Origin of the sequence: Skermanella stibiiresistens SB22 (genome assembly GCF_000576635.1) — a bacterium.
GTDB lineage: Bacteria > Pseudomonadota > Alphaproteobacteria > Azospirillales > Azospirillaceae > Skermanella > Skermanella stibiiresistens.
In genome coordinates this window covers 298,686-313,907 of record NZ_AVFL01000001.1, presented here as the reverse complement: position 1 = coordinate 313,907, position 15,222 = coordinate 298,686, and the positions used below count along the sequence as shown (strand labels likewise).

The following is a 15,222-nucleotide window of genomic DNA, read 5'->3' as shown; positions in this document are numbered from 1 at the left end:
TTCCGTCAGCTTGTTTTTTTCATAGACGAGAAAGGCAGGGAAATCGACATCGTCGCCCAAGCCCCCCGAACCGCGTTCTCGTTCGTCGTCTATCTCGGGGAGCGTCTTCTATCCTTTGGCCCCAACCGCATAGCGCTGCCGTTGTCGATGTTCTGGTCGTTCCCGACGTGAAGACAGATGGTTTGGCGTCGCCCCGACAAGGATCGCGCGGATCGGCAAAACCGGAGAACCTGTCAGCGCCCTCGGACTTTGTGACGCCGGTTGAATTCCTCCTCGACCTCGGCGGTTCGCTGGAGGATGACGCCGTACCAGCCGAGCCCCCGATAGGTCTCGTATCCGGGTGTCAGGGCGAAAGCGACGATCGTGCCGTCGTCGGCCTCGTAGTGGCCCATGTCGCGCCCCTCGGTCCGCAACGGATAGCTGCCCTGGAGGATGTAGCGATCGTCGGAGGCGGCGATGATCCGGTGTTGGGCGTTCAGGATCAGGCACTTGGTCCGACCCTCGCGCTGTTCGTCCGCGGTCAGGCGGATGCCGTTGACCACGCTCCGGGCCTGCGCTTCCCAGTCGAAGAAGATCCCCAGCACGCCAAGGGGACGGCCATTCTCCTCCCCTCCCTCGCGGACGGCCGCGGCGTAGATCGCCACCGCGCTGCCGCCGAGCTGGTCGGACCGCGCGATGTCCGCGACCGTGAACTCCGTCCCGTCGCGCGTCGCCAGCGCATCCTTGAACCATGCCTGTGACGCCACCGAGGTGCCGACGACGCCAGGATAGCGTTCAGGCCTGCCATTGGCGACCACACGCCCGGTGGCGTCGGCGATCCAGAGGTCGAGATAGACCGTGTAGGAGGACAGGATGACACCCAGCCTCTTGGAGGCGAAGGCGCTCCGCCCGGACCCGGAGCCCCGATCGGTGCCGGCCAAGCAATCGACCACGGCGCTGTCGGTCGCCCACCACCGGACATCGCAGGAGCGTTCGTAGAGATTGCGGTCGATGATGTCGATCATGTTCAGGGCGAGATCGGCCAACCGGTTGCCCCGCATGGACGAGACAAGCCCCTCGCCCAGCGACTTCAGGCGAGTGGCGCTGGTGACCAGCTGCTCGCGGAACTCCTGGGTGACGCCCTCGATCTGATGGCTGATCGCCTGGACCTCCGACGCCACGACGCCGAAGCTGCGGCCGGCGTCCCCCGCGCGGGCCGCCTCGATCTTGGCGTTCAGGGCCAGGATCTTGGTGCGGCTGGTGATGCCGGCGATGACCCGGGTCTTCTCCGTCGCGATCTGCGACACCTCACCCGCCAATTGGATGATGGTTTCGGGCGACGTCTCATCGGCTTCGTCGGGACCAGAGGAAGTGGTGAGCGTTTTCCCTGTCATTTCCGGTCCGATCCTCGATACGCGCGGTAAGTGCTCTCGAGGAACGGATCATCAAGGGAAAAGCTGAACCATCAATTAAATCACAATTAATAAAAAGACTTAAGCCAATGAGGATAGGAATGGAGCGGTTGTGAAACCAGTGCCGGGAACTGGCGGGGATCGCGCGACCCCCGCCAATCCACTCAAACCGGCGTCATTGCTTCGGCAAGGCGTAAGCGATGACGCTGTCTCCCGCCTTGGTGCCTAGCGAGCCGTGGCCACCGGCGACGACCAGCAGGTATTGTCGGCCATCATCGCCCAGATAGGTCATCGGCGTCGCCTGACCGCCCGCCGGAAGGCGGCTTTCCCACAGCTGCTCACCGGTGGTGACGTCGTACCCCCGCACGTAATAGTCGATCGTGCCGGACAGGAAGGCGACGCCGCCCGCGGTCGTGATCGGCCCCCCAAGGTTGGGCACGCCCATCCGGAACGGCAGCGGCAAGGGCGAGGCGTCGCGCACCGTGCCGTTCTTGTGCTTCCAGAACAGCTTGCCCGTGGTCAGGTCGGCCGCGGCGACATAACCCCAGGGCGGCGCCTGGCACGGCAGCCCGAGGGCGGAGACGAACGGGCCGAGCTTGATCGCGAACGGCGCGCCGAAATTCTCGTTCAGCGACGGCAGGCCGTGTTCCGGCGCGCTTCCACCCTGCACATAGGTGGTGGTGTCGTCCGCCCGGGGGATCAGCTGGGAGACGAAAGCCAGATATGTCGGCGTGGTGAAGGCGATCTGGCGCTGGGGATCGACCGCGACGCTTCCCCAGTTGAACACGCCGAAGTTTCCGGGATAGACCAACGAACCCTGGAGTGACGGCGGCGTGTATCGGCCCTCGTAGCGCAGCCGCTTCAAGGAGACGCGGCAGGCCAGTTGGTCGAACATGGTGGCGCCCCACATGTCCTTGCCGGTCAGGGGCGGCGGATCATAGGACAGGGCGGAGACCGGCTGGGTCGGCGCGGTGTGGTCGCCCTCGGCGGCACCTTGGGGAGCGGGCTTCTCGGTCACGGGCAGGACGGGCTCGCCGGTGCGGCGGTCGAGCACGAACAGTTCGCCCTGCTTGGTCGGCTGGACCAATGCCGGGACCGTCCGGCCGTTGACCGTCAGGTCGATCAGGCTGGGCTGCGCCGGGACGTCGTAGTCCCACAAATCGTGGTGGACGGTCTGGAAGTTCCAGCGCACTTGCCCGGTCGCGATGTCGAGCGCCACGACCGAGGACGAGTATTTCTCCACCGCCGGGCTGCGCTTGCCGCCCCATTGGTCGGGCGGCTGGTTGCCGAGCGGCACGTAGACCATGCCGAGGTTCTCGTCCACGGCGGAGATCGACCAGCTGTTCGGCGAGTTCGGCGTGTAGCTCTCGCCCGGCCCGATCGGGGCCGTGGCGTCCGGATTGCCCGAGTCCCAATTCCACACCAGCGCGCCGGTCTTGATGTCGAAGGCGCGGATGACGCCCGAGGTCTCGTTGACCGAGACGTTGTCCAGCACGGTGCCGCCGACGATGATCAGGCCGCGGGCGACGACGACCGGCGAGGTCGAGTAGTACGAGCCTGGGTTGACGTTCGGCATGTTGGTCCAGAGGTTGATCTGGCCCGTGCCGCCGCCGAACCCGCCGCAGACGGCGCCGCTGTCGGGGTTCAGCGCGATGATGCGGCCGTCCGCCGTCGGCATGAACAGCATGGCCGGGCAGTCCGCCGTCGTGGCGGCGCCGGACGACGCCGCGACCGGCAGGTCCAGCTTGGTCGAGCCGCCGGGCGCCGCCGTGGTGCCGGGAGCGGCTTGGTCGACGGTTTCCCCGGTGATGGGAGTGTTGGCGGGAGCGGCCTGCGCGGCCGCGGCGTCCCCGGCCGTCACCTGATGATAGGACAGGCCGCGGCAGGTCAGGTGCTGAAGCGCCAACTCGCCCCGGATCTTCGGATCGTAGCGCCAGATCTCGCGTCCCGTCGTCGCGTCCAACGCGATCACGTTCTGGTGCGGCGTGCAGAGGAACAGCCGATTGCCGATCTTGAGCGGCGTCACCTCGAAGGTGGTTTCCTCCGGGTCGCCGGGACGGCCGCGCATGTCGCCGGTCTGGTAGGTCCAGGCGGTCTCCAGGCGGGAAACATTGGCCGGCGTGATCTGGTCCAGCGGCGAATAGCGTTGGGCGTGGCCGGTGCGGCCATAGGCGTGCCACTCGCCAGCCGGGATGCTGGCCGGGTCCGTGTCGACCGCGGCGCTGGCGGGGGCCGGGACGGTGCCATCGATCCGGTGGGGATCGGTGAACCACGAGACCGCGGCGACCCCGAAGCCCACGACCAGCACCGCCGTCAGGGCCAAGCCGGACCCGCGCAGGGCGGAAACGCCGCGGGAATTGCTCCGAACATCGCTTCGGCCGTCCCCCAGGCGGCGGGTGACCCACGGGGTCAGCAGGATCAAGCCGACCACGAAGATGACGGCGCCGCGCGCCGCCAGCGGCCACCAGTCGAACCCAACCTCCCAGAGCGACCAAGCCAGCGTGCCGGCCACCAGCAGGGCGTAGACCAGCAAGGACGCCGGCCGCGCCCTCAGGAGCAGGACGCCGGTCAGCAGCAGGGCCAACGCCGCGATGGCGTAGTACCAGGAACCGCCCAGGGCGATCAGCCAGACGCCGCCGACCGCCAGGGCCAAGCCCATCAGGATATTGAGGATTCCCGCCCCGATCAGGACGGGGCCCCGCCGTTTGCCATGCATGGTGTCACCTCGGAACTTCGAAAACCGTTCCGGTAACCCGCCGGGCGGCGCGTTGGTTTCGCCCGATGCTGTTTGGCTGCCATGCGGCATGAGCGTGCGGGAACAAAAAAAAGCGGGACCCCGAAGGGCCCCGCCAGTTGGTGGTTGTTAGGATTTCCGAGTGGATCAGGGTCCGACGTTGAAGGTGAGCTTGCCGTTGGTGAGGAAAGCATCCCAATTGTTCACCGTGTCCACGCCCGCCAGGATGATGATGTTCTGCGTGACGACCGCCGTCGCGTCGGAGTCATACATCACCATCGTGCTGCCGTTCGTGATGCCATCGGTACTCTGGTCGCCAACGGTGAACTTGCCGCTGACCGCGTCGTATTGGCCGGTGACCAACTCGATCGTGTTGTCGTCGAGATTGTTGTCACCGTTTGCGAGCGACAAGGTCATCGAGGAGAAGTCCAGGTTATCGAACTGGTCCAAATCCAGGATGGTTTCGCCATAGAACTCGTCACCCTGGGAGGGGTTGGTGCTGAGCCCTTCGGAAAAGCCCCGGGTGAAGATCGAAGCGTCCCCGGCCAGGTAGACGAACGTGTCCTCGTCATCGCCGCCTGACAGGATATCGGCTTCGACACCGCCCGTGATGATATCGTCGCCGTCACTGCCAAAGATGTGATCGACGCCGGCCGATCCCACGATGGTGTCGGCCAGCACGCTGCCGTTGATCGCCTCGATGCCGGTCAGATCCGCGCCGGAGAAGTCGACCGAGCCAGCTTCGCTCAACGTCAGTGCGTCGTTGACGCCGGCGGTGCCGGTGAAGCTGGTGAAGCTGTTGAGCTGCGCCGCCGTCGCCGTCACCTGATTGCCCAATATGGCATTGGAGAGCTGCAAGGTCTCGAAGCCGGAGATGTCGATCCCGGACAGGTCGACCGCCCCGGTCTCGGTGATGTGGAGGATGTCTCCAACGTTGACCGATCCGTTGATGCCTTCCAGACCAGTGGTGGTTCCGATGTTGACGGTGCCGGCCGTGGAGAGCGTCAGGGTGTCGTTCGTTCCTCCCAAGCCGGTCAGTTCCAGTCCAACCGCCTGTGCGCCCGTCAGGGTCACTTGGTTGCCAAGGCCGGTATTCGCGAACTCAAGTGTCTCGAAGCCCGTGAAGTTCACGCTCGATAGGTCGACCGAGCCAGCCTCGGTGATCTTGAGGGTATCCCCGGCGAGGATGGAACCGGTGATCGTCTCCAGCGCGGCGACGTTGGACAGGTTGACCGTGCCGGCCGTGGAGAGGGTCAGGCTATCGGCCGTCCCACCCAAGCCGGTCAGTTCGAGGGCGGTCGCCTGGGCGCCCGTCAGGGTCACCTGACTGCCAAGGCCGGTGTCGGCGAACTTCAGTGTCTCCACGTTGGAGATCGTGACGGTCGACAGATCCACCACGCCAGCGGCACCAAGAGCGATGGTGTCGTTGTCGGCACCGCCGTCGATGGTTTCGGCCAAGCCCGAGATGTGGGCCAGGGTCGAGACGCGGAACGTGTCATCACCTGCACCGCCCGACAGGATGTCCGCGTCGGCGCCGCCGTCGATGACGTCATTGCCGGAGCTGCCGGTGATGGTGTCGACACCGGACGAGCCGCCGATGGCCTCGATGCCCGTCAGGGTCTTGCCAGCGAAGCTCACCGTGCCGGCCGCCGACATCGTCAGCGTGTCGTTGGTGCCGCCAAGGCCGGTGAAGGAGGTGAAGCCGTTGAGCTGGGCCACCGTCGCCGTCACTTGGTTGCCGGTGCCGTTGTTGACCAAGGTCAGCGTCTCGACGCTGGTGATGGTCGCCAGCGACAGGTCGACTGCGCCAATCGTGTTGATGACGATGCTGTCGGTGCCGGTGCCGCCGTCGACGGTTTCCGCCAGACCCGAGATGTCGGCCACCGACATCGAGAACTGGTCGTTGCCATCGCCGCCGGACAGGATGTCCGCCGACAAGCCACCGGTGATCGTGTCGTTGCCATCGCTGCCGCTGATGGTGTCGACGCCGCTCGTGCCGGTGATGGTGTCGTCGCCCAACGAGCCGTTGATCGCCTCGATGCCGGTCAAGGTCTTGCCGGCGAAGCTGATCGTCCCGGCCGCCGCCATCGTCAGGGTGTCGTTGGACCCGTTGCCGGTGATGGTCGTGAACCCGTCGAGCTGGCTCACGGTCGCCGTCACCTGGTTGCCGGTGACGCCGCCGGCCAGCGTCAGCGTCTCGACGCTGCTGATGGTCGCCAGCGAGAGGTCGAGGGCGCCAGCCTCGTTGACGACGATGCTGTCGGTTCCGCTGTTGCCGTAGATCTGCTCGGCCAAGCCCGAGATGTCGGACACCGCCGCCATCACGAACTGGTCGTTGCCGTCGCCGCCGGTCAGGTTATCCGTGCCGGCACCGCCGGTGATCGTGTCGTTGCCCGCACCGGCGTCGACCGTGTCGTTGCCCGCCCCGGCGTTGATCGTGTTGCTGAAGGTGCCGAACGCGGTGATCGTGTCGTCGCCGCCCAGCGTCGTGATGCTGGAACCGTTGGTCGTCGTGACCGTCACGTCGATATCGACCGCCGCATCCATCGGGGTGTAGTTGTAGGTGGTGATGGTGAGGTCGCTCGTCTCGCCCGCCGTGGCTCCCTGGACCGTCAGCTTGCCGCCCGAGAACTGGACTTGACCGTAGGTCGCGTCGGTGCTCCCCACCGCCATCGTGAAGGCGCCGGTCACGTTGCCGAAGTCGACCGCCACGCTATCGACGCCGGTCTGGAAGCTGTCGATGAAGTCCTCGTTGGCCGAGCCGACGTCGGTGACCATCGAGTACCGGAACCGATCGGCACCGGCACCACCGTACAGGGTATCTTGGCCGCCAGCACCGGTGATGACATCGTCACCATTGCCGCCGCTGATCTCGTCGGCACCGCCGCCGCCGGTCAGTTGGTCGTTGGCGCTGCCGCCGGTGATATCGACCGCGCGGTTCGGATCGATGCTGTCGAGGGCGATGACCACCGAGGCGGTCATGTTGGCGGCCCAGAGCTCCGTCCGTCCATTGGCGATCAGGTTGGGAGCGCCGATGCCGGTCAGGCTGACCGATTGGTTGCCGGAGAGATAGACGTGCTCGAAACCGGAGAAGGTGTTGTTGTCGACCACCAGCGAGTAGGGCGCGGCGTTGTTGTTCAGCACCAGGAAGTCGTCGCCATCGCCGCCGACCAGGGTGTCGCCGTTGGACAAATTGGCGACGGTCCCGGTGATCGTCTCGTCGCGGAGCGAACCGGTGATGATGTCGGCACCGGAGGTCAGGGTCATCGAGGTCGGATAGATGACGAAGTCGGACTGGTCGAGCGTGTAGGTGCCGTCCAGCACGATCCGGTGGTTGATCGTGTCGTCGATCGCCTGTTCGATGCCGACGATCGTCTTGCCGGCCAGGCTGCTCGTGTCGATCGTGACCCGCTCACCGAAGGCCTGCAGCAGGTTGGCCAGGGTGACGGTGTTGATGCCGGCCAGTTCGGTCGCCCTCGTCATCAGCAGGTCGCTGATGTCGATCTTGTCGGTGCCGCGGACGAAATCGGTGATCACGTCGGCGGTGACCGCCTGCGACCCCGTGTCGCCGATCGCGACCACGAAGACGTCGACGCCAGCGCCGCCGGTCATGGTGTCGGCGCCGGTGCCGCCGGTGATCAGGTCGTTGCCGGCCCCACCGTTCAGCGTGTCGTTGCCCACGCCGCCGAAGATCTCGTCGCTGCCGACACCGCCAGTCAATGTGTCGGCTCCATCGCCGCCCCTCATCTGGCCGCGGCTGTAGTCGGTGCCTTCATAGACCAGGGTGGCGTTGATCGCGCCGTCGAAGGCGTTCTCGTCGTCGTTGGAGGCCGAGGCGTTGATGTACTGGACCGCGCTGGTCAGGCCGGTGATGTTGACCTGATCCGTGGCGAGACCGATGCCGGCGCCGTCGGAGATCTCGATGGTGACTCCCGAGCCAGAGATGTTGCTGGCGTCGAGCGTCGTCGTGATCGCCGTGAGCGAGGTGCTGTCGACGTCGAAGCGCAGCATCTCCACCGAGTCGATCGTCGGCGCGATGGTCGCCCCGTCCAGCAGGTTGGCCCGCAGCGTGTCCGAGTTGGAACCACCGGTGATGACGTCGCCAGCCCCAAGCGTGCTGGTCGTGCCGTTCGCGGTGTCGAACAGGAAGGCGGTGTTGCCCCAGTAGCCGCCGGTCACTTCGACCTCGTTCGCCGCGTCCAATTCCACCGTCAGCGTGCCGTCGTAGCTTTCCGCGTCGATCGTGGTGACCGAGGCGCCCAAGCCGGTGAGCGTCGTCGTGCCGTCGCCATCGAGGGTGATGGTGTCGAGCGACGAGATGTTGGAGGCGTCGAAGGTCGAGGTGTTGCCGACGCCCATCAGGGAGAAGACCTCGATGTTGGTCAGGGTCGGATTGACCAGACCAGCCGCGAGATCGGCCATGACGGTGTCGTTGCCAGCGCCGCCGTCGATGTTGTCGCCGTTGCCCAGGGTGGTGCCGAAGCGGAAGGTGTCGTCGCCCTCGCCGCCAACGACGTTGATCGAGCTGGTGACGTTGGCGAAGTTGGCGTCGAGATCACCGGTCAGGCTGCCGGCGTTCAGGCTGGTGAGATTGGCGCCGTTCTCGAAGTCGGTGATCGTGAGGTTGGCGACGCCATTGATCGTCAGCGATTGGATGCCGGTGCTGGCGTCGAGGTCGATGACGCTGTCCGTACCGGACGCCGTCAGGGTGACGTCCTCGATACCGGTGATCCGGAGATCGCCGCCTTCCGCCGACAGGTGGTTGTCCGTCAGGACGGGCGAGGCCACCGAGAAGGTGTTGGAGCCGTTGGCGACCGCCGTGATCGTGACCTGGCTGCCGCTGGCCGAGGCGTTGACATCGACGAGCGCGTCGATCGCCGCGGCCACCGCCGTCGCGATCTGGGTCGAGGTCATGCCCGCCGTCAGGGTGACGAGGATCGGCACGCCAGCGACCGTCAGGCCGAAGGTATCACCCGCTGAGGTCGCGACCGCCGGGTTGTAGAAGCTCAGCGTGCGGATGTGCGGAGCGCTGCCACTGCCCGTCTGGGAGACGTTGTTGATGTAGGCCAGCGGAGTGTCCGACGTGGCGATCAGCCCGGAGACGGTGGCGCTGAGCTGGTCGGTGCCGGCACCGCCCGCGATGACGTCACGCTCGTCGATCGTACCGGTGATCGTGAAGCTGTCGTCGCCGCCGGCGGTGGCGAGGTTCAGGCCGTCGTCCGTCAGGCTGCCGGCGGTGACGCTGACGTTGCCGGTCACGGCGGTGGCGACCAGATCACCGGTCAGGCCGGTCACCGCGTAATCGGCGGCGCCGGTCAGGGTCAGCGTCGACGTGGCGGCGAGCGCGGTCGCGTTGACCGTCACGGTGTCGTTGGCACCGAGCGAGTCGATCGTGGTGGCGGCGGAGCCCGTCGCGAGGGAGACGGCGCTGTCGACGGTGTTGTCCGCGACCGTGACCGTCAGGGTGCCGGTCAGCTTGGCGGCGTCAAGATCACCCGTCAGGTCGGTGACGACCAGGTTGGAGGCGCTGGGGTTGGCGATCGTCAGGAGGGTGTCGTCGGCCAGCGTCGTGGCATCGACCGTGACCGTGTCACCGACCTGATCGGCGGTCAGGCTGAGCGCGCCGGAGCCGGTCGTGATGGTGACGTCGTTGTCCACGCCGTTGTTGGCGGTCGTGACCGACACCGTTCCTGTCGAGCCGGAAGCGTCGAGATCGGCGGTGAGGCCAGTGACCGTGAAGCTGGACGAACCGGACAGTTCGACGGCCGTGTCGTTCGCCGCGAGGGCGGCGGCCACGGTGACGGTGCGGCCCGAGCTGGTGACGCTGGTTTCCCCCGCACCGGCGGTGACGGTCAGGGCGCCGGTGCCGGCCGTCGTCAGGGTCAGATCGCCAAGACCGGTCAGGGCGCTGGCGTCGACCGTGGTGACGCCGGTTCCGACGTTGAGCAGGGAGGTGTCGTTGGTGCCGGTCAGCGTGACCTGAACGCCGGTGCCGGTGACGTTCGCCATGTTGACGCTGGCGCCGTCGGTGGTGGTGGTGAACCCGATGTTCTCGACATCGGTGATGCTGGCGGGGGCGATGGAGCCCGCTCCGAGCGTCGCCGACAAGCTGTCGGTCCCGGCACCGCCGGTGACGCTGTCACCATCGCTCAGGCTACCGGACGCGAAGGTGAAGCTGTCGGCTCCCTCGCCGCCGGTCAGGGCGATGTCGTTGTTGGTGGTGATCGTCACGTTGATGGCGCCGGCGACACCAGCGGCGTTGATCGCCTTGATGTCGGCGTCGTCGATGTTGGAGACGGTCAGGATCTCGCCAGCGTCGACCGCGTCGACGTTGATGGTGATGTCGTTGCCATCGTCCGCGTCGGTCGGGCCGCTGGAGACGCTGATCGCGTTGAAGGTCGCGGAGGCGCCCGTCGCCAGTTCGAGATTGATCGTCTCGACGTCGGTGATCGTGGCGCTCACGTCGACACCGTCGACGATCGCAAGGGCATTGAACACGTCGAGGCCGGCGTTGCCGTCGATGGCGTCGCCGTTGCTTAGGGTGCCGGCGGTGAAGGTCACCGTGTCGGCCTCTTCGCCGCCGTTGACGGTCATGCTGTTGGCCGCGGTGACCGTCAGGTCGATGGCGCCGGCCACGCCGGTCGCGTCGACCGCCATGATGTCGGTGTCGGTGACATTGGTGATCGTCAGCGTCTCGCCAGCCGAAACCGCGTCCACGTTGATGGTGGCGTTGCCGCTGCTGGTGACGTTGGCGGCGCTGAAGGTCGCCGAGGCGCCGATCGCCAGTTCGAGATTGATGGTCTCGACATCGGTGATCGTGGCCGCGATGGTCGCACCATCGGCGATCTGACGGGCGTTGACGGTGTCGAGACCGGCGGCGCCATTGATGACGTCGTCGGAGCTGAGCGTGCCGCTGTTGAAGGAGACCGTGTCGTCGCCAAGCCCACCGGTGACGGTGAGGCCGTTGACGGCCGCGGCGGTCAGGTTGATGGCGCCGGCGACACCGCTGGCGTCGACCGTCTTGATGTCGGCGTCTTCCAGGCCCGTCAGGGTCAGGGTGTTGGCGGCGGTGACGGTGTCGATGTTGATGGTGATGTCATCGCCGTCGTCGGCGTCGGTCGCGCCGGCCGTGACGTTGGACAGGCTCAGCGACTGGCTGAGGCCGGCCTTCAGGTTGATCTGCTCGATGTTGGCGAGCGCCGGCGCGTCACCGGAGTCGGTCGGGTCGAGGACCGCGAACAGGTAGTCGCGGCCGCCGCCGCCGTTGAGGCTGTCGGCGCCATCCAGCGTTCCGACCTTGGTCGGTGAGACCAGTTCATAGTCGACCGAGTCGCCGAACACGTCGATCCGGTTGCCGACCGGTGGGGTGCTGTCCAGGGTGTAGGCGTGGACGTCCGCGACACCACTCGGCAGATCGATGTTGGTCAGCTCGGTGATGGAGCCGACGACGCTGATGACGACCTGGGCCGTGGCGGAGTTGTGGCCGTCCGCCGTGGTGAAGCTGTAGTCGACCGTGCGGCTGCCGTCGGGCTGCTCGACGCTGTTGTCGACGTCGAAGGTGATGCCGTGAAGCACCGCTTCGACATAGGCCTCGGTCACGTCGGCGTTGTCGTCGAACGTGATCGTCAGGGGCTGGCCCAGGGTGCCGCCGCTGACGCTGCCGATGACGCGCTCGACACCGCCCACCGTCACCGACAGGAAGTTGCCGAAGCGGGTGACCGCGCCACCACCGAAGCCGAAGGTGATGTCGGAGGATTCGCCGTTGGTGATTTCGACCGTCAGCGTCGAACCGCGGACGGAGGTGCTGCCCAGGGTCAGGCCAGCGGCGGTGCCGACATCCAGCAGGACGGCGGGAGCGGCGGCGCTGAGCAGGCGGTCGTCGGCGGTGCCGAGGCCGGTGATCTCCAACGCCGACTCGGTGACGATGGCGTCGAAGGTCTGGGTCGTGGTGGCGCCATCTCCGTCGTTCAACGCGACAGTGATGACGCGGTCGGTGGCGGCGGCGGCGCCGTCAAGGCTGACCTCGACATGCTTGATCAGTTCGGCCATCCGGGCCGCGGTGGCGTTGGCGTTGAGCGAGATCGCCAGCGGCTGGCCAGCGCCGTCCGATGTCCAGGTGCCGACGACGACGTCGCTGACGCCCTCGGTCATCACGACATAGCGGCCGGCGAAGCGGACGCCCGAGGTGAGCAGGAGGCTGTCGGTGGCGGTATCGGAGGAGATGGTCAGCGAACCGCCGTCGAAGTTGGCGCTGTCGCTGTCGGTCACGGTGACCGCAGTGCCCTGGTCGATCCGCGCGACGCCACCGAACCCGGCGACGGCGATGCCGTCCAGGTTGGCGAAGACCGGAGCGTCGTTGGTGTCATCGACGTCGGTGACGCCGACGGTCAGGGCCTGGACCGCCGATGTGACGCCGTCGCTGACGCCGACCTGGAGGGCGTAGCTGGTGACGGTCTCGTAGTCGAGGTTGGCGGCACCGGCCGCCGTCAGGGTGACGACACCGGTCGCCGCGTCGATCGCGAAGTAGCCGGCGTCGTTGCCGGACAGGAACGAGTAGCTGACAGGGCCCTGGGCGTCGCTGCCGGCCACGGTGGCGACGATGGCGCCTTCCAGCGCGTCCTCGGCAACGGTGCCGTTGCCAGTCGCGGCGACCGTCGGGGCCTCGTAGTTCAGGAAGGCGTTGCCGTTGAAGGCGCCGCGGACGTTCAGCAAGTTGATCTCGGTGCCGTTGGCCAGCGTGACCAGCGTGTCGTTGCCCGAGCCGATGTTGTCGAGATCGACGCCGCTCTGGATCTGGACGTTGCCGGAGCGCAGTTCGGCCTCGACTTGGGCCGCCGTCAGCACGAGCCCACCCGCGCCGGTCAGGGAGATGTGGTCGGTGCCGACGACGAAGTCGGTGATCGTGTCGGCGCCATCGTTGGCGGCGCTGTCGACCGAATAGTTGAACACGTCGACGCCGTCGCCGCCCGTCAGCAGGTCGTTGCCGGCACCGCCCTCGATGATGTCGTCGCCAAAACCGCCGCGGATGATGTCGTCGCCGTCGCCGCCGATCAGCGTGTCGTTGCCGGCACCACCGGCGATGTCATCGGAGCCGCCGCTGCCATAGATGGTGTCGTTGCCGTTGTTGCCCTGAAGCACGTTGCGGACACCCGGAACACCGTCCACGTCACCGCGCTCGTCGATGATGTCATCGCCGTCGCCGCCCGAGATGACGTCGGCGCCAGCGCCACCGTAGATGGTGTCATTGCCTGAACCACCGTAGATGCGGTCGTTACCGTCACCGCCGCTCAGGATGTTGGCGTTGAGCGGGTTCGTGTCACCGCGCTCGTCGATGATGTCGTTCCCGGCATCACCATAGATGGTGTCGCTGCCGAGATAACCCGATAGCGTATCGTCCCCGTCGTCACCATGGATCGTATCGGCGCCAGCGCTGCCGTACACGCGGTCGTTGCCTGAACCACCATAGATTATGTTGATGCTCGAAGTGGCGGTATCACCACGTTCGTCGATGATGTCGTTTCCGGCGTCACCGAAAATGGTGTCGTTGCCGAGGAAACCAGCGAGGATGTCGTTACCGTCGCCGCCTTGGATCGAGTCGGTCCCGCCACTACCGTAGATGCGATCGTTGCCGGCGCCACCGGTCAGAAGGTTGACGCTCGAAATCGAGGTATCGCGGCGCTCGTCAATGTTGTCGTCACCGTCGCCACCATGGATCTCGTCGTTGCCAAACCCGCCAAGGATCGCGTCGTTGCCTTCGTCGCCATAGATGATGTCGTCGCCGTCGCTGTCGAAGATCTTATCGTTGCCAGCGCCGCCGTGTATGACGTTGCGGCTCGACGAGGAGGTGTCGCCACGCTCGACGATCGTGTCGTCACCGGCGCCACCAAAGATTTCGTCGTCGCCCAAGCCGCCGAACAGGTTGTCGTCACCGTCGTCGCCATGGATGGCGTCGTTGCCGGCGCCGCCGTAGATGCGGTCATTGCCTTGACCACCCCGCAACGTGTTGCGGCTCGCCGCCGACGTGTCGGTGCGCTCGTCGATCAGGTCATTGCCGGCGCCGCCGGAGATGATGTCGTTGCCGAGGCCGCCCAACAGCGTGTCGTCCCCTTGGCCACCCAAGACGGTGTCGTTGCCGGCCTGACCCAATATCCGGTCGTTTCCGGTGGTCCCGCCGAGCAGATCGCCTTGGGCCGAACCTTCCAGCCGTGACAGGGGCGCGTCGCCCGTGGTGACCCGATTATCGCCGAAACGAATGATGCCGAATTGGGTGTCGTGCTGAATCAGCGTGTTGACCGATCCAACAGCGCCGAACGACAGGGCTTCGAGAGTCGCGCCGCTGATGGTGAGCGACTTGGAGCCGACCGTGATCCTAACATCCGCACCATCTTCGACGATGGTCAGATCCGACGGTTTGATCGGGTTCGCTTCCGAATTGGAAACGAAGTCCAGCTCAAGCGGATCCGACGTAAGTGAGAGGTACGGGATCGTTGTGCCGCTAACAAGAGAACTGAGTTTACGTGCCATACCTATCTCCAAGCTCCGCTATATGGGAGCTTCCAGGTGTCGAGAAGTTCTTGTTAGGTGGAGAGCCTGCTAGCAGAACGCCGCAAACGCTCTTGCATTTCGCTAAGTATCTGCGTTGAGCCAGTCAGTAACGTTGGAGCAACAAAGCACATACTTATTAAGAAAATCCTTCTGAACCGTTGGATTTTTCTAATGATTTTCCAGCTTTTTGAAGCATATGACATTCGTACTAGCAGATGGTACTTGCCAGTGTTTCTCGCCTTTTTTGACCATAGCGAGCATTGAAGCATTCATTTTAGCGATGGGGCCAATGGCGCCCGCGAAGGGCGGGAAGAGCCCGCCGAGCTTCGGCACGGAAAGTCCGTTCCACATCGATCCGATTTCCACTGCGTTTCCCCGTAAGAATTAACTCTAAATGGGTAACGATCCCCGGTATACCAGAGTATGGTGCCCCGGTGTCAAGAACTTTCCGCGTTGGATGATTTTTTCCTAAACGGCAACAATAGCGACTCCAGCCTCTCGCGTGGAAGTACCAAGCATTTGATATAAAATGTTTTTTTGACGAATGTGGGT

At 65.5% G+C, this 15,222-nt stretch carries 3 protein-coding genes; all 3 read right to left on the bottom strand.

Annotated features, from left to right (window positions below):
* Positions 1–233 precede the first annotated feature (233 nt).
* Complete coding sequence (locus N825_RS01355) at positions 234–1,373, bottom strand: methyl-accepting chemotaxis protein (RefSeq protein ID WP_051511374.1); 1,140 nt, start codon at positions 1,371–1,373, stop codon at positions 234–236.
* A 193-nt stretch (positions 1,374–1,566) separates the two neighbouring features.
* Positions 1,567–4,107: a glucose/quinate/shikimate family membrane-bound PQQ-dependent dehydrogenase gene (locus tag N825_RS01350; RefSeq protein ID WP_051511373.1), complete on the bottom strand. Its 2,541-nt coding sequence runs from the start codon at positions 4,105–4,107 to the stop codon at positions 1,567–1,569.
* A 165-nt stretch (positions 4,108–4,272) separates the two neighbouring features.
* Positions 4,273–14,649: a cadherin domain-containing protein gene (locus N825_RS01345; protein ID WP_037446015.1), complete on the bottom strand. Its 10,377-nt coding sequence runs from the start codon at positions 14,647–14,649 to the stop codon at positions 4,273–4,275.
* Positions 14,650–15,222 lie beyond the last annotated feature (573 nt).

Bases quoted from the DNA above. Each gene is read 5' to 3' on its own strand.
- N825_RS01345 (WP_037446015.1), bottom strand. From the start codon at position 14,649: ATGGCACGTAAACTCAGTTCTCTTGTTAGCGGCACAACGATCCCGTAC.
- N825_RS01355 (WP_051511374.1), bottom strand. From the start codon at position 1,373: ATGACAGGGAAAACGCTCACCACTTCCTCTGGTCCCGACGAAGCCGAT.
- N825_RS01350 (WP_051511373.1), bottom strand. From the start codon at position 4,107: ATGCATGGCAAACGGCGGGGCCCCGTCCTGATCGGGGCGGGAATCCTC.